At 60.6% G+C, this 15,784-nt stretch carries 18 protein-coding genes; 9 read left to right on the forward strand and 9 right to left on the reverse strand.

The annotated features are described in order from the left end of the window. The first annotated feature begins 37 nt into the window (after positions 1-37). Positions 38-934, forward strand: a complete 897-nt coding sequence (locus LQ231_RS09350) for a branched-chain amino acid ABC transporter permease (RefSeq protein ID WP_230171149.1) — start codon at positions 38-40, stop codon at positions 932-934. Here the strand turns inward: LQ231_RS09350 and LQ231_RS09355 are convergent. The 5 genes from LQ231_RS09355 to LQ231_RS09375 form a co-directional block, all read right to left on the reverse strand. Next, positions 924-1,421: a molybdenum cofactor biosynthesis protein MoaE gene (locus tag LQ231_RS09355; protein ID WP_230171150.1), complete on the reverse strand. Its 498-nt coding sequence runs from the start codon at positions 1,419-1,421 to the stop codon at positions 924-926. The genes LQ231_RS09350 and LQ231_RS09355 overlap by 11 nt on opposite strands. A gap of 1 nt (position 1,422) precedes the next feature. Further along, a complete protein-coding gene (moaD, locus tag LQ231_RS09360; protein ID WP_113140906.1) occupies positions 1,423-1,677 on the reverse strand; it encodes a molybdopterin converting factor subunit 1 in 255 nt (84 codons plus the stop codon). Position 1,678: 1 nt separating this feature from the next. After that, positions 1,679-2,260: a CDP-diacylglycerol--glycerol-3-phosphate 3-phosphatidyltransferase gene (gene pgsA, locus LQ231_RS09365; RefSeq protein WP_007608954.1), complete on the reverse strand. Its 582-nt coding sequence runs from the start codon at positions 2,258-2,260 to the stop codon at positions 1,679-1,681. Between the two features lie 119 nt (positions 2,261-2,379). Next, entirely contained in the window at positions 2,380-4,407 is a 2,028-nt protein-coding gene (gene uvrC / locus LQ231_RS09370) for an excinuclease ABC subunit UvrC (RefSeq protein WP_230171151.1), read from the reverse strand. After that, complete coding sequence (locus LQ231_RS09375) at positions 4,404-5,171, reverse strand: SDR family oxidoreductase (RefSeq protein WP_230171152.1); 768 nt, start codon at positions 5,169-5,171, stop codon at positions 4,404-4,406. Before LQ231_RS09375 ends, uvrC begins: the two co-directional genes overlap by 4 nt. A gap of 382 nt (positions 5,172-5,553) precedes the next feature. Here LQ231_RS09375 and LQ231_RS09380 point away from each other — a divergent pair, with 382 nt between their 5' ends. Further along, positions 5,554-6,201: an outer membrane protein gene (locus tag LQ231_RS09380; protein ID WP_230173299.1), complete on the forward strand. Its 648-nt coding sequence runs from the start codon at positions 5,554-5,556 to the stop codon at positions 6,199-6,201. 75 nt (positions 6,202-6,276) lie between these two features. Here the strand turns inward: LQ231_RS09380 and LQ231_RS09385 are convergent, their stop codons facing one another. The 3 genes from LQ231_RS09385 to LQ231_RS09395 are packed head-to-tail and all read right to left on the reverse strand — an operon-like array spanning position 6,277 to position 8,556. After that, positions 6,277-6,873, reverse strand: coding sequence for a glutathione S-transferase (locus LQ231_RS09385; RefSeq protein ID WP_230171153.1), 597 nt, complete (start codon positions 6,871-6,873; stop codon positions 6,277-6,279). 27 nt (positions 6,874-6,900) lie between these two features. Beyond that, positions 6,901-7,671, reverse strand: a complete 771-nt coding sequence (locus tag LQ231_RS09390) for a ribonuclease T(2) (RefSeq protein ID WP_230171154.1) — start codon at positions 7,669-7,671, stop codon at positions 6,901-6,903. A gap of 21 nt (positions 7,672-7,692) precedes the next feature. Further along, the gene (locus tag LQ231_RS09395; RefSeq protein WP_230171155.1) at positions 7,693-8,556 is read right to left on the reverse strand and encodes a 23S rRNA (adenine(2030)-N(6))-methyltransferase RlmJ; all 864 of its coding nucleotides are present in this window, start codon (positions 8,554-8,556) and stop codon (positions 7,693-7,695) included. Positions 8,557-8,631: 75 nt separating this feature from the next. Here LQ231_RS09395 and LQ231_RS09400 point away from each other — a divergent pair, with 75 nt between their 5' ends. Beyond that, a complete protein-coding gene (locus tag LQ231_RS09400) occupies positions 8,632-10,746 on the forward strand; it encodes a molybdopterin oxidoreductase family protein (protein WP_230171156.1) in 2,115 nt (704 codons plus the stop codon). A gap of 43 nt (positions 10,747-10,789) precedes the next feature. Continuing rightward, positions 10,790-11,389, forward strand: coding sequence for an NUDIX domain-containing protein (locus LQ231_RS09405; RefSeq protein ID WP_230171157.1), 600 nt, complete (start codon positions 10,790-10,792; stop codon positions 11,387-11,389). A gap of 26 nt (positions 11,390-11,415) precedes the next feature. Here LQ231_RS09405 and LQ231_RS09410 read toward each other — a convergent pair whose 3' ends face one another. After that, on the reverse strand, positions 11,416-12,366 hold the full coding sequence (locus tag LQ231_RS09410; protein WP_230171158.1) for an omptin family outer membrane protease: 951 nt from the start codon (positions 12,364-12,366) through the stop codon (positions 11,416-11,418). A gap of 167 nt (positions 12,367-12,533) precedes the next feature. On the opposite strand from LQ231_RS09410, the gene blh reads away from it, so the two are divergent. From blh to LQ231_RS09435, 5 genes are read left to right on the forward strand one after another with little or no spacing between them, the layout of a single operon-like run. Next, positions 12,534-13,829 carry a bifunctional sulfur transferase/dioxygenase Blh gene (gene blh, locus LQ231_RS09415; protein WP_230171159.1) on the forward strand — a complete coding sequence of 432 codons (1,296 nt, stop codon included), beginning with the start codon at positions 12,534-12,536 and terminating at the stop codon, positions 13,827-13,829. A gap of 44 nt (positions 13,830-13,873) precedes the next feature. Then, entirely contained in the window at positions 13,874-14,167 is a 294-nt protein-coding gene (gene bigR, locus LQ231_RS09420; RefSeq protein WP_230173300.1) for a sulfite-sensing transcriptional repressor BigR, read from the forward strand. After that, positions 14,164-14,571 (forward strand): YeeE/YedE family protein, encoded by a 408-nt coding sequence (locus tag LQ231_RS09425; protein WP_230171160.1) that lies wholly within the window; start codon positions 14,164-14,166, stop codon positions 14,569-14,571. Before bigR ends, LQ231_RS09425 begins: the two co-directional genes overlap by 4 nt. Further along, entirely contained in the window at positions 14,568-15,002 is a 435-nt protein-coding gene (locus LQ231_RS09430; RefSeq protein WP_230171161.1) for a YeeE/YedE family protein, read from the forward strand. Before LQ231_RS09425 ends, LQ231_RS09430 begins: the two co-directional genes overlap by 4 nt. Further along, positions 14,999-15,781 carry a sulfite exporter TauE/SafE family protein gene (locus LQ231_RS09435; protein WP_230171162.1) on the forward strand — a complete coding sequence of 261 codons (783 nt, stop codon included), beginning with the start codon at positions 14,999-15,001 and terminating at the stop codon, positions 15,779-15,781. The genes LQ231_RS09430 and LQ231_RS09435 overlap by 4 nt, the downstream gene beginning before the upstream one ends. Positions 15,782-15,784 lie beyond the last annotated feature (3 nt).

A 15,784-nucleotide genomic window follows, 5' to 3' on the forward strand; every position in this document is an offset into this window, starting at 1 on the left:
CAGGTTTAGACAGTTATAAATGTGACAGGAGAGGGAAATGGCCTATCTGCTGCAGCAACTGTTGAACGCGCTTCCGATTGCGGCCCTCTATGCTTGCCTCGCGTTTGGCTATTCCATCGCATTTGGTGTCACGCGCCGCGCCGATATCACCTATGGCGCGCTGTTCGCCTTCGCCGGGCAGATCTGTCTGCTGTTTACCGACATTGGCTGGAATGCCTTCACTCTTGTGTTTCCCGCAGCCCTAGGCTTTGGATTGGCGGTCGGTTTTTCTTATACGGTCTTTGCGGGTTGGACGTTTGCCCGTCATGTCATGCGGCCTCTGCACAGAGGTTCACCCAATGCCGTGATCGTAGCCTCGCTTGCCGTGGTGCTTTTGCTGTCGGAAACGGCGCGGTTGGCACTGGACACGCGAACGCTCTGGCTGCCGCCGATGGGCAATCAGCGCATCATCTTCGCCGAGTTCGACGATTTTTCGGTCAGCCTGACCATCATGCAGTGCGTTCATATCGCCATCATGCTGGCGATCATTGCTGCAGGGCAGCTTTTGCTGGCCACGTCACGCGCCGGACGGTTGTGGCAGGCCGTCAGCCAGGATCCCGCGGCGGCGCGGCTCTGCGGCGTTGACGCCGACCTGGTCTTTGTCCTGTCACTGGTTGCCGCAAGCGTGACTGCGGCCGCAGCCGGCCTTTCGGCAACCACAGTCTATGGCACGATGGATTTTGGAGCCGGCATGATGTTCGGCCTGAAGGTTGTGCTGATTGCCGCTGCCGGCGGCATATCGGTGCCGCTGCGCTCGGCATTGGGAGCGGCGGCCGTCGGTTTGGCGGAAACGCTGTGGAGCGGTTATGGCGCAATGGCCTGGCGCGATGCCGTCATCATCTCGGCGCTTATCGCCGTCCTGGTCTTCAGCCGTCGCGAGCGGGTTATTCCTTGACGGCGGCCCAGCGGTCGCGGGCCGTGTCGTCGGCATCCTTGGCAGCAACCCAATCGCCGCTCGTACCGTCCTTGCCATGCTCCTTCTTCCAGAAGGGGGCAGACGTCTTGAGGAAATCCATGACGAAGTTGGCGCCGTCAAAGGCCGCTTGGCGATGCGTGGCGGCGGCAATCACCAGCACGATCTGTTCGCTGGGTTCGATCCGTCCATGCCGATGAATGGCCGTCAAGCCGAGCAGTGAAAACCGCTTGATCGCCAGTCCGGCGATGCGGGACATCTCCGTTTCCGCCATGCCGGGATAATGTTCAAGCTCCAATGCCTGCAGGCTGCCCGCCTCGTCGCGGCACAGGCCGACGAACGAAACCAGCGCCCCGATGTCGTGCCGGCCTTGCGTCAGTCTGTTGCTTTCCAGTGCCGGATCGAAATCCTCGCGCTGGACGCGGATGACAGGAACAACAGCCGGGTCAACGGTCTGGGCGCCGGTCACCTCAGCCACCCGTCATCGGCGGAAACAGGCCGATCTCGCTGGCGCCTGCGATCGCCTCGTCGTGCTCGACATGTTCCTGATTGATGGCAACCCTGATCGCATTCGGGAACTGCAGGGCTGATTCGTAACCTTCGCCAAGCGTTGCCAGGTGCGCGATCAGATCGCCGGCCGTCACCACCGAGGCGGGAAGGTCCAGTTCTTCCTCGCCCTTGCCGATCCGTTCACGCACCCAGGCGAAATAGACGAGCTTGACCATCTCAATCGACCATATGCTTGGCGCCGGCGCGGAAATAGTCATAGCCGGTATAGATGGTCAGGATGGCGGCGATCCACAGCAGCGTGATACCGAGTTCCGTCGTGTACGGCAGGATCTTGTCGCCGGCAGGGCCGGCGAGCAGGAAGGCCAGCGCCACCATCTGGGCGGCCGTTTTCCACTTCGCGATCCGGGTGACGGGAACGCTGACCTTCAGGGCTGCCAGATATTCGCGCAGGCCGGAAACCAGGATCTCGCGGCAAAGGATGGTGATGGCTGCCCACAGCGACCATCCGGCGATGGTGCCGTCGGCGGCCATCAGCAGCAGGATCGACGCGATCAGCAACTTGTCGGCAATCGGGTCAAGCATGCGGCCGATATTGGAGGTCTGGTTCCAGATGCGGGCGAGATAGCCGTCGAGATAATCGGTGAAGGAGGCGACGACGAACAGGCCGAGGCTGGTCCACCTGGCAAAATCCGAACTTTCCAGCCGCCCTTCGATAAAGAAGCAGACGACGATCAGCGGCACGGCCAGAATGCGGGCGTAGGTGAGGAGATTGGGGATATTGTATGCGCGCGATGCCATGATGCCCTGACTTTGGAAAGTGATGCGACGCCTAGATGACGGTTTTGCCTTCGCTGCGTCAACTCAAGAATTCTGATTCCTTTTTACCATTTTCTGCGGCCGAATTGCGCTTTGCGGCGTCAATCGGCAGCGCTTTCGTGAAAATGATTGTAGATCAGCCGGGCAACCGTCTCGGAAATGCCCTCGACCGCCATCAGGTCGTTCATCGCTGCGCGAGAAACTGCCTTCGCCGTGCCGAAATGCTGGAGCAGCGCGCGCTTGCGCGTCGGGCCGATGCCGGAAATCTCGTCCAACGGATTCTTCACCATTTCTTTCTTGCGCCGTGCCCGATGCGTGCCGATCGCAAACCGGTGCGCCTCGTCGCGCATGCGCTGGACGAAATAGAGCACCGGGTCGCGTGGCGGCAGGGTGAAATCCGGCTTGCCGGCGACGAAGAAACGCTCGCGGCCAGCGTCGCGATCGACGCCCTTTGCCACACCGATCGCAATCACGCTGTCGGTGATGTCGAGTTCGTCGAGGATCTTGCGCACGGCGCTCATCTGGCCCTGGCCGCCGTCGATGAGGATGACATCCGGCCAGGCGGGGAAGGGCGCTTCGGCGCTGTCGTCGGGAGCGATCGAGCGGTCCGGTTTTCCCTCTTCCTTCAGCAGTCGCGAGAAACGCCGCGTCATCACCTCCCGCATCATGCCGAAATCGTCCCCCGGCGTGATGTCGGTCGATCGAATGTTGAACTTTCGGTACTGACCCTTGACGAAACCTTCCGGCCCGGCGACCACCATGCCGCCGACGGCATTGGTGCCCATGATATGCGAGTTGTCGTAGATCTCGATGCGGCGTGGGACATAGGGCAGGGCGAAGGTTTCCGACAGACCCTGCAGCAGGCGCGACTGCGACGCTGTCTCGGCAAGCTTTCGGCCATGCGCTTCGCGGGCATTGGCGACGACATGCTCGACCAGATCTTTCTTCTCGCCGCGCTGCGGGACCAGAACGGCGACCTTGTATCCGGCCTTTTCGGACAGAGCGAGAGCCAGCAAATCCTGTTCGTCAATCCCCTCTGACAAGAGGATCTGACGCGGGCAGGGTTTGTCGTCGTAGAACTGTGCCAGAAAGGCACTCAGCACTTCCGCGCTGGTCAATTGCGGATCGGCCTTGGGAAAATAGGCCCGGTTGCCCCAGTTCTGACCTGTGCGGAAAAAGAACACCTGGATGCAGGTCAGGCCGCCCTCATGATGGATGGCGAAGATATCCGCTTCCTCAACTCCGGCGGGATTGATGCCCTGATGGCTCTGCACATGCGACAAGCCGGCAAGGCGATCGCGAAATACGGCGGCGCGCTCGAAATCGAGTTCTTCTGATGCCTCGTTCATCGCGCGCGCGATCGATTCCTTGACGTTCTGGCTCTTGCCGGAAAGGAAGTCCTTCGCTTCCGTGACCAGCTCAGCATAGCCCTCATCGCTGATTTCACGGGTACAGGGACCGGAGCATCGCTTGATTTGATACAAAAGACAGGGGCGCGTCCGGGTTTCGAACACGCTGTCGGTACAGGTGCGCAGCAGGAAGGCACGCTGCAGCGAATTGATCGTGCGGCCGACGGCGCCAGCGGAGGCAAACGGGCCGAAATAGTCGCCCTTGCGGGCGCGTGCGCCGCGATGCTTGTAGATCGCCGGCGCCCGGCTGTCGCCGGTGATCAGGATATAGGGAAAACTCTTGTCGTCGCGCAGCAACACATTGTAGCGCGGCCGAAGCCGCTTGATCAGGTTGGCTTCCAGCAGCAGCGCCTCGACCTCGGTCCGGGTCGTGACGAATTCCATGTGGCTTGTCTCACGCACCATGCGTGTCAGGCGGTTGGAATGCAGGCGGCCCTGGGCGTAGTTGCTGACACGTTTCTTGAGGCTGCGCGCCTTGCCGACGTAAAGCACGTCGCCATCGCCGTTCATCATCCGGTAGACGCCGGGACTGTTCGGCAACTGCTTGACGAATTCAGCGATCAGATCGGCGCCGGTGAGATCGGTGGCGTTGAGATCGCCTTCGTTCCAGTCGATGCTGAGCGGTACGCGCAGAGCGTCACTCTCGACGATGGTGCCATCGTCGTCATCTTCGGTTCCGTCGTAGAGAACACCGCCGTCAGGCAGCTTTCCTCCGGTCATTCAACAATCTCCGCGCCGTTCGATCCCGGCCAAATCAGATGCTGTCCCCCATCCAGGGCAATCATTTGGCCGGTGATCGATGGCGTGTCAAAAAGAAAGCGGATGGTGCGGCCGAATTCCTCAAGGGACGGGCCGCGTTTGAGGGGCAGGCTGTCGACCTGGGCCTCGAAGTCCTCAAGCTTTTGCCGATCCGAGATCAGCGTTGGACCTGGTCCGATCGCGTTGACGCGGATGCGCGGCGCGAAAGCCTGGGCCATGGTCCGGGTCGCCGTCCACAAAGTTGATTTTGACAATGTGTAGGAAAAGAAGGTTGGCTTTAGCGCCAGAACACGCTGATCGATGATGTTGACGATCAGGCCTGACAACGAATCGGGCAGGGTGTTGGCGAACGCCGCCGACAGGATCGCCGGCGCCCGGACGTGAATGTCGAAATGCCGGGCGAATCGCTCGCCGTCGAATTCGTGGGCGTCGTCATGCTCGAAGACGGAGGCATTGTTGACCAGCAACCCGATCGGCCCGATTTCGGCATTTGCCCGGCTCATCAGGGAGGCGGTCTCCCCGACATCGGTCAGGTCTGCCTTGAGCGCCACGACACGATGTCCATCGGCCCGCATTGCGGCCGCTAACGCCTCGGCCTCGCCGATTGATGTGTTTGCATGCAGAGCGATGGCAAAACCATGGCGTGCGAGGTCCTCGGCAATCACCCGTCCAAGTCTTTTTGCTGATCCGGTCACGAGGGCAGCTTTTGGTATGCTCGTCTGCATGGCGTTTAACCTTGGTGATCGATGTGTTGCGCTGCATATATGGCGTCGTTGGAGAAATTGAACAGCGCTTCTGAAATTGTTCTCTGTGATTTGATTCGGCTTGTACTTCAATATCCTCAAATATAATTTTGGATAAACATCAATTTTTCACGTAAAGAATTTGTTAAGGTTAATAAATACCCTGTTGCGGTGAAGCAACATCCAAATTTCGTCATGCGGATGCCACAATCAATTCACATTTCGGCTCTTTCATTTCCTCAATTGGCGTCCATTTGTTTAGTCGGAACGGGCAGGGAATACCCAAGATATCGTTCAGGCCGCCGTTGGTTATTCGTAAGCGCGGTCGAGAACCGAAAGGAGACTATTTATGCGTACCTTCAAGATGATGCTCATCGCGTCTGCAACCACACTCGTCGCTTTCCAGGCTGTTAAGGCTGCCGACGCGATCGATCAGATCCCGGAAGCACCGGCTGCGACTGAAAGCTACTCGGCCCCGGCCGGCAGCTGGTCTGGCGCTTACCTCGGCGGCGCCGCCACCTACGACTTCGGCAAGTTCACCGGTTCGAACGGCGGTCGCGACGCCAAGGGCCTCGGCGGCTCGGTTTACGGCGGCTACAACATGCAGAACGGCCAGATCGTCTACGGTGCTGAAGCCGACCTCGGTTACAACGGCGAAGACGGCAGCGCCGGCACCGCAGCAAACGGTGCCGCTCTGACCGGCACCCAGGGCGTCAACGGCTCGATCCGCGGCCGCGTTGGTTACGACATGAACCCCTTCCTGCTCTATGGTACGGCCGGTCTGGCTGTTGCCAACCATGAGATGGAAGACGGCGCTTCCAACGACGAACGCATCGCTGCCGGTTACACGGTCGGTGCCGGTGTTGAAGCCATGGTCACCAACAACATCACTGCGCGCGTCGAATACCGCTACTCGGACTACCAGAAGCGTGATTTCGAACTCAGCTCGGGCACCGTGTCCAAGGGCTTCGACGACCACTCCGTCAAGGTTGGTATGGGCGTCAAGTTCTGATCCATCCGATCAGCAGTCTTCGAAAAAGCCGGGGTTTTGCCCCGGCTTTTTTGTTGTCCTGCTGCAGGTTCAGGATCAGGCTTTGGGGCGCAGGGCCGGGTAGGCCTCGAAATGCTTGGCGAACTTGGCCGGCCATTCCGTCAGTGCGGTCCGTCCGCCTTCCCATTCGCCCGGAAAGCGTAGCATCAGGTAGCCAAGCAGGGCCGCCAGTGCAAAATGGCCGCCATGCAGTTTCTTGCCGATCTTCGGCAGATGCGCATCCAGATGGTCCAGGCCGCGATTGACCTTTTCCCACTGCCGATCCATCGCCGCCTGGCTGACCAGTTCCGGCGGACGGAAACGCTTCTCGTAGACGATCGCCAGCAGGCAGTCGCTGATGCCGTCGGCCAGCGCCTCAAGCACTTCCGCTTCGGTGCGCTTCTTGTCCTTCTTGGGATAGAGAGCCTTGCCACCGATCCGGTGCAGGTATTGCATGATGGCGCGGCTGTCGAAGACGGCGTCGCCGTCATCGGTGATCAGCGCCGGAATCTTGCCGAGCGGATTGGCGTTCAACAGTTCGGATGGGTTCTCCGCCGTGTTGACCCGAACGTCCTCCAACGGAATGCCAAGGTGGCGTGCCGCCATTCGCACTTTCGAAGAATAGGGCGAGGCGGGAGCAAATAGCAGCTTCATCGGCGTTTTCCAGTATGTCTCGTTGTCTTATGGGATAGGCGGTATCGTCAGCTCCGATCGGCGGCAAGCGTTCGCGTCGACCTCGGGGCAGGCGCGGAAATCCAGCGCCTTGCTGAAACAGATGCGGACCTCGTCGAGTCGTTGATTATCACAGGTGACGGCCACTGCCGAGCGCGCCAGCCCCGGATTGTCTTTTATGAAAGCATCTTCGAGCGACTGCGGCGACATTCGCTTTTGCGAGCCTGTCCGACGTAGCTCGTCGGGAATGCGCACTGTTTCGAATGCCCGCCTCAGCACGGAAAAATAGTCCGCCATGGCAAGGCCCGAACAGGTGCCGTGCTTGCGCCATTCGTGACCGATCAATCCCATGCCCGGCATGATATCCATCAGCCGACGGCCCATGCCCATGGGCACCTGCTGGGGCTGGCTGGTCAGGCAGCTTTCTGGGTAGCCGCGTTCATACTGCGGCCAAAGCCCATGTACGATCAGGCCGAAACGCTTGTCGGGTCCGCATTGATCGCGGTTGCGGGCCGAGCCATTGGATTGGCAGAAGGTCGGCGACCAGGACAAAGACAGGACATAGAAGTCGAAGCCGTCGCCTTCAGGCACTGCGGCTTTGGTGCCCGACTGCGAGACTTCCTGCTTCGGTTTCGATGGCGTCACAACGGGTTTCTGGGCCGGGGCGACGGTGTCCGCTGTGCTGCCGGTCGGAGCCGTTTGCGGAACGAGACCATAGACCGCAGCCCCAATTACCAAGGCGCCGAGCGCGAGAAATCCGGCATAGGAACGCATGGCCATCGCTGCCTCCCGGTCGTGGTCTCAGTCTTCGCCGCGCAGCCAGAAGCAGCGATGCGAGGCATAACGATCCAGCGCCATCAGGCGCTTCAGTTCGGGAAGCGCCGCGTGCAGCTCGTCCTTCAGCGTAAAGGACGGGTTGACGATGATCAGCCCGGTGCCGGAAAGGCCGGTCTGGTCGCGGTCGCTCTTGATCGACAGTTCAGCGCAGAGCATTTTCGGGATCTCCAGCGCCTTCAAGGCGTCATGGAAGGCGATGATCGGTGCGCCCTTCTTGATCGGATACCACAGGCAATAGACGCCGCTGGCAAACCGGCGATGTGCCTTGGCCAGCCCTTCGACCAGCCGCTCGTATTCGCCTTCGATTTCAAACGGCGGATCGATCAGCACGATGCCGCGTTTTTCCTTCGGCGGCAGATGCGCACCGAGCGTCAGCCAGCCATCGAGTTCGGTCACGCGAACCTGGAAATCCCCCTCGAACAGGCGGGCCAGCGCGCGGGAATCATCGGGATGCAGTTCCATCGCCGAAAGCCGGTCCTGGGGGCGAAACAGATCACGCGACAGTTTCGGCGAACCGGGATAGAGCGTCAGCGGTCCATTCGGCTCCCGATCGGGGTTGAGCGCTTTCACCACGTCGAGATAGGGTTGCATGATTTCGGCGACCTTGGCCGGCAGCTCTGCATCGATGACCTTGCCGATACCTTCCAGCCATTCGCCGGTCTTCTGCGCCTCTTCCGAGGAAAGGTCGTAGAGCCCGATCCCGGCATGGGTGTCGAGCACCCGAAACGCCTTGTCCTTCTGCTGCAGATAGACGATCAGCCGCGACAGCACGAGATGCTTCAAGACATCGGCGAAATTGCCCGCGTGATAGATGTGGCGATAATTCATGAACGGTTCCGATGGCTTTGATGATTTGTTCGAATGGGGCTTTTGAGCTCTCACGCCATGCCCTATAAAAATGGCATGAATATCCAGAGCCCCATCCGCAATCGTTCCGTTGGTCATACGGCCTGTCCGCATGACTGTCCATCCACCTGTGCGCTCGATGTCGATCTGACACCGGACGGCAGGATCGGCCGCGTTCGCGGTGCCGCGGAAAACAGCTACACCGCCGGCGTCATCTGCGCCAAGGTCGCCCGCTATGCCGAGCGCCTCTATCATCCCGAACGTTTGATGAAGCCGGTTCGACGCGCGGGCGCCAAGGGAGCGGGACAGTGGCAGGACGTGACCTGGGAAGCGGCGCTCGATGAGATAGCCGATGCCTTCGTCAAGGCTGAGCAGAAGCACGGCAGCGAGGCCGTCTGGCCTTATTTCTACGCTGGTACCATGGGGCTGGTGCAGCGCGATTCGATCGAGCGGCTGCGCCACGCCAAGCGTTATTCCGGCTTCTTCGGCAGCATCTGCACCAATCTGGCCTGGACCGGCTATGTGATGGGAACCGGAACCCTGCGGGGACCTGATCCCCGCGAGATGGCTGTGTCGGATTGCGTGGTGATCTGGGGCACCAATGCGGTCGCGACCCAGGTCAATGTGATGACCCATGCGATCAAGGCCCGCAAGGATCGCGGCGCCAAGATCGTCGTTATCGATGTCTACGACAACCCGACGATGAAGCAGGCCGACATGGCACTGATCGTCAGGCCGGGCACCGACGCGGCGCTCGCCTGCGCCGCCATGCACATCGCTTTCCGCGACGGCTATGCCGACCGCGCTTACATGGCGAAATTCGCCGATGACCCGGCCGGCCTCGAAGCGCATCTGAAGGACAAGACGCCGGAATGGGCCGCGGCCATTACCGGCCTGTCGGTTGCGGAGATCGAAGCCTTCGCCAGCCATATCGGCCAAACGAGCAAGACCTTCTTTCGCCTCGGCTACGGCTTCACCCGCAGCCGCAACGGTGCGGTGTCCATGCATGCGGCCCTGTCGCTCGCAACGGTCCTGGGCTCCTGGCAGCATGAAGGTGGCGGCGCGTTCCACTCCAACAGCGATATCTTCCAGCTGAACAAGGCGGAGCTGATGGGCTCGGCCATGGTCGATCCCGATATCCGCATGCTCGACCAGTCGCAGATCGGCCGGGTGCTGACCGGCGACGCCGAGGCGCTGCGCCATCGCGGGCCGGTGACGGCCATGATCATCCAGAATACCAATCCGATCAATGTTGCGCCCGAACAGCGGCTGGTAAAGCAGGGCTTCCGGCGCGACGATCTTTTCGTCGCGGTGCACGAGCAATTCATGACCGAGACGGCGGAGCTTGCCGATATCGTGCTGCCGGCGACCATGTTCGTCGAGCATGACGACATCTACCGCGGCGGCGGCCAGAGCCATATCCTGCTCGGGCCGAAGCTTGTCGATGCGCCGGACACCGTGCGCACCAACCTCTTCGTCATCGAGGAACTGGCGAGGCGGCTCGGGGTGGCCGACCGTCCAGGCTTTGGTTTGACCGAGCGCGATCATATCGAGCGCATGCTTTATGTCAGCGGCAAGCCGGACTTTGATACGCTGGCCGAGGAAAAGTGGCTCGACTGCCAGCCGGCCTTCGAGGATGCGCATTACCTCAATGGCTTTGCCCATCCCGACGGCAAGTTCCGTTTCAGGCCCGACTGGGAAGGCACGCCCGCGCCGAACAAGCCGCCGGCCGTGCTCGGCTCGTTTGGCCCGGTCAAGGCGCTGCCGGTGTTCCCGGACCAGGTCGACCTGATCGAGCTTGCCGATGCCGAGCATCCATTCCGGCTTGCGACATCGCCGGCGCGCAACTTTCTCAACTCCACCTTTGCCGAGACCAAGACCTCGCGCGACAAGGAGGGACGTCCCGAGGTCATGGTCAGCCCTGCCGATGCAGTGGCTCTCGGCATAAACGACGGCGACATCGTCCGGATCGGCAACGGGCGTGGTGAGTTGCGCATCCATGCAAAGGTGACCGAGGCGGTCAAGACCGGCGTTCTGGTCGCCGAAGGCCTGTGGCCGAACAAGTCCCATCTCAACGGCGAGGGCATCAACGTCCTGACCGGTGCCGATGCCGCCGCTCCCCATGGCGGCGCGGCCTTCCACGACAACAAGGTCTGGCTCCGAACGGTTTAGGCATCCGGGCGACAACGTGATTTAACAGGCAAGACACTTCATCATGAGCATTTTTGACAAGAGCAGCATTTCCATCGTCGAGGACAAGACGCTGTGGAAAGGCTGGAGCCACCTGCGCCGCGTCACCTTCGATTTCTTCCGCGAAGGTCGAAAGCCGCATCGCCTCGAATGGGAGGTCTTCGATCGCAGCGAGGCCGCCGGCATCCTGCTGCACAATGTCGAGACGAATACCGTGACGCTGGTCAGGCAGTTGCGCATTCCCGCCCATCTGATGGGCGATCATCCTTTCCTGCTCGAGGTTCCCGCCGGTTTCATCGACGATGGCGAGACGGCAGAAGAGGCGGCGATCCGCGAGGCTTTTGAGGAAACCGGCTACAGGGTCACGTCGGTCCGAAAGGCATTCGCACCCTATATGTCGCCGGGGTCCGTCACCGAGAAGCTGCACAGCTTCTATGCCACGGTCGTCGAGGCGGATCGTGTCGCGGCGGGTGGCGGCCTTGCCGAGGAGAAGGAAGACCTGGAGGTCGTCGAATTGCCGTTCGACGAAGCGCTTGCGATGATCGTCCGCGGCGAAATTGTCGACGCGAAAACCATCATGCTTTTGCAGTGGGCGGCGCTTCAAGCAGTGGCCGCGCGCGCATGAGCGCCGGCTGAGGTGACCGCCAGACCTCAGAACTGGCCTTTGAGGCCCATCGATACCGAAACCACCTGATAGTCGGCGCCGGCGGTATCGGCATAGATCGCCTGCAGGCTGGTCGGCGTATGAACCACGCGCGTGTCGCCCTTGCCTTCGAACATCTTGTCGAAGCTGCCAGACAGATAGATCGATGCCATCGGCAGGAAACGATAGTCGACAGAGGCGGTTGCCCCGACCATCGGCGCTATCTTGACCTCGTCAAAGAAGCGCAGATCCCGCATCCAGTGGTCATCAACACCGTCAAAGCCGAAGGCCATGCCGCCGCGCATGCTGCCGGAGACGCTGAACGCGCCGATTTTTTGCTCGGCGCTGGCACTGAGATAGGCGACCGGGATTTTCTGGCGATAGCTGATCCCCTTTTCATCGGGATCGAACGTGCCGACGGTGTCGTAGAGCGAGCTGGCGCTGGAACTGTAGATATAGCTGCCGCCATAGGACTTCCATTTGGCGTCGGTATAGCCGGCGCCGCCGCCGAGTGCGATGCGGGTTGAGCCATTGTCGACCAGCGCGCGATCCGCCTCGATCGTGACGTTGACATAGTGGCCGAGCTTTGTGTCCGGATGCAGCGACTGATGGGTCCAGTCGTCGTTTGAATAATCCATCCAGTCGCGGTCTTCCATCTCGCCATTGCCACTGATGCTGACATCGATGCGACCCTTCATGCGCCACTTGTAGCCAAGCTCGATCTCGGTGCCGAGCGTGCCGACCTTCACGCCCTTGCTCTCCCAGTCGAGCTGGCTGAGCTTGTGGTCGCCGTCATAGACATATTCGCCAGCCTTGATGTTGGCGATGCCAAGCCCGGCCTGGAACGACACCGCACCATCGGAAGACGTGTAAAGCCGGTCCTGCGAGACGGCCGCAATCGGCGTTGCGAGCAGCACAAGGGTCATGAAGGCCGGGCGGAGGCAGATCGCATACATCATCACGTAGTCCTGAGCGGGAGGGACAGTTTCAAGTTGTACGATCTTGGTTAATCTTTGCTTTATGCACGCCATACGCCCTCGGCAAAAAATCCATAACGGAGAGGACTTGAACAAACCGTCAATATACAATATGTAATTATGTATATTGATAAACCGAGGACATTGCCATGTTCACCACGCGCATCAACGATCATCTTTCCATTGCGGCGCAGCCATCTGCGGCTGAAATTGAACGCCTGGGGGAGGCTGGATTTTCGGCCCTTGTCAATTTGCGCCCGGAGGGCGAGGAGGGAGGCATCGGCACGCGCGCCGAAAAAGACGCCGCTGCCGAGGCGGGACTGTCCTACATATTCATTCCGCTGACCCTGTCCGGGTTGACCGATGCCGATGTTGATGCTTTTCGCGCGGCCATGGCCCGGCATGACAAGGGTCCGGTTTTGGCGCATTGCCGCACCGGGCATCGGGCGCTTGCGCTTCACGCCATCATTGAAGTCATCGACGGCCGCATGACGCGTGATCAGGTGCTGGCACTCGGCGATCGCCATGGCATGGACATGACCGCGGCGCTGGCATTTCTCGACCGCCGCGCCGCCCGCCGTCCGCAGGTCAAGGGTTTCTTCGATCCGCGCACCTGGAGCGTGCAATATGTCGTCTCCGATCCGCAGACGTCCAAATGCGCCATCATCGATCCCGTCCTGGATTATGACGAAAAGTCTGGACGGACCTCGACGGACAACGCGGATCGCATTTTAGCCTATGTCGCACACGAAGGGCTGACCGTGGAGTGGATCCTCGATACCCATCCGCACGCCGATCATCTGTCCGCAGCACATTACTTGAAGTCGAAGACCGAAGCCCAGACGGCGATCGGCGACCATGTCGTCGATGTCCAGATGCTATGGAAGGATATCTACAACTGGCCTGAATTGCGGACCGACGGTTCCTATTGGGATCGGCTGTTCAAGCCGGGCGACAGTTTCAAGCTCGGCTCGATCGATGCCGCGGTGATGTTTTCGCCTGGCCACACGCTTGCCTCGATTACGTATGTCATAGGCGACGCAGCCTTTGTGCACGACACGATCTTCATGCCTGACAGCGGTACGGCCCGCACCGATTTTCCAGGCGGCAGCGCAGATGTTCTCTGGACTTCGATCCAGGAGATTCTTGCCCTGCCGGACGAGACACGGGTCTTCACCGGCCACGATTATCAACCTGGCGGCCGGCATCCGCGTTGGGAAAGCACCGTTGGTGAACAGAAACGATCCAATGCGCACCTCGCCAACATCAACGAGCAGGCGTTCATCCAGCTGCGCCAGGCCCGTGACCGAACGCTCGCCATGCCCAAGCTGATCCTGCATGCGCTGCAGGTCAATGTCCGCGGTGGCCGTCTGCCGGAGCCGGAAAACAATGGCCGTCGTTATCTCAAGATCCCGCTCGATGCGCTGGAGGGAGGTGCGTGGTGAAGCTGCTGGAAGCCAGAAACCGTGTCATTCCGAGCCCGGAGATCATGAAGAACCGGGCAACGGAGGTGGCGGAGCACCTGAAGACACTCGCCCATCCTGTCCGTCTTATGTTGGTCTGTACCCTCGTGCAGGGTGAATATTCCGTCAGCCAGTTGGAGGAGGAACTCGACGTGCATCAGCCCACCCTCTCGCAACAGCTGACGGTTCTGCGCGAGGCCGGGATCGTCGAAACCCGCCGCGACGGCAAGCAGATTTTCTATCGTCTCGTCGAGGCGAAGACCGCGCAGTTGATCGCGTCGCTGTTTACCATTTTTTGTGCGGAGGACATCACCGAATGACCCAGTATCTGCAATCCCTGGCCGGTGGCGCGCTGATCGGCCTTTCGGCGATCCTCTTCCTGATCCTGAACGGCCGCATAGCGGGCATCAGCGGCATCGTCGGGCGTTTGGCCCAAGGCACGAGCATTCTGATCAATGCCGCTTTTGTTGTCGGCCTGATGCTCGGCCCGGTTCTCTTTATGGCGATTTTCGCCGAATGGCCGGCCGTCACCATCACCGCCTCATTGCCGCTGATCGCCGTCGCCGGCCTCTTGGTTGGCTTCGGCTCGCGCATGGGCTCGGGCTGCACCAGCGGCCATGGCGTGCTCGGGCTTGCCCGGCTTTCTCCCCGTTCGCTTGCCGCCGTCATCACATTTCTGGCGACCGGCATGATCACGGTTACTCTGATGCGAGGCAGTCTATGAAAACCCCCTATTCCCAAGCGCTTGCGTCTATCGCATGTGGAACGCTGTTCGGTTTCGGTCTCGCGCTGTCGGGTATGCTTGATCCCGCACGCGTCCAGGGTTTCCTCGATATCTTCGGCGCCTGGGATCCAAGCCTGATGTTCGTGCTTGGCGGCGCCGTGATGGTCGCCATGACCGGCATGCTGATCGTCAAGATCATGGCGCGTCCGGTGCTGGCCGACAAATTCAACCTGCCGACAAAAGCCGAAATCGACCGGCCGCTGATTCTCGGTTCCGCAATCTTCGGCATCGGCTGGGGGCTTGGCGGATTGTGCCCGGGGCCGGCGGTTGCCGCGCTGTCGATGGGCTACGGCGCTACGCTGCTCTTCGTCGTGACGATGCTGATGGGCATGGTCATTCACGACCGCTTTGTCGCCGGAAAAATCGCATGATCGCGACCCTCCTTCCTGCCATTGGCTCCGGCGGAATCGTCGGCTTTGCGCTCGGACTTCTCGGCGGTGGCGGCTCCATTCTGGCAACCCCGTTGTTGCTCTATGTCGTCGGCGTTTCCGAGCCGCATGTCGCGATCGGCACGGGTGCGCTTGCGGTCTCGGCCAATGCCCTGATCAATTTTGCCGGTCACGCTGCAAAGGGCCATGTTCGCTGGTGGTGCGGTCTGGTGTTTGCGGTCTTGGGCGTGATTGGCGCACTGGGCGGGTCTTCGCTGGGCAAGGCGGTCGACGGAACAAGACTGCTGCTTTTGTTCGGACTGATCATGCTCGTGGTTGCCGCCTTGATGGCCCGTCCGAAACGTGTGGTCACCGCCGCACCGCGCCCGATGGATCTCCGCATGTGCATGGTAACGGGAGCCGTCGCGCTGGTCACGGGCGCCGTTTCCGGCTTCTTCGGTATCGGTGGCGGATTTCTGATCGTGCCGGGTTTGATGTTGGCAACAGGCATGCCAATGATCAATGCGGTCGGGACCTCGCTTCTGGCAGTCAGCGCCTTCGGGCTGGCGACCGCAGTCAATTATGCCTGGTCGGGACTGGTGGACTGGACGCTGGCGGCCGAGTTCATTTTCGGTGGGTTGATTGGTGGCTTGCTTGGAACGCTCGTCTCAAGCCGGCTCGCCGCGCACAAGAACACGCTCAACCGCGTTTTCGCGGCGGTTGTCTCTGTCGTGGCGGTTTACATGATCTATCGCAGTCTGGGCGCCATGTGGAACGCCTGAGTT

It is taken from the genome of Rhizobium sp. CECT 9324 (assembly GCF_918741265.1).
GTDB lineage: Bacteria > Pseudomonadota > Alphaproteobacteria > Rhizobiales > Rhizobiaceae > Allorhizobium.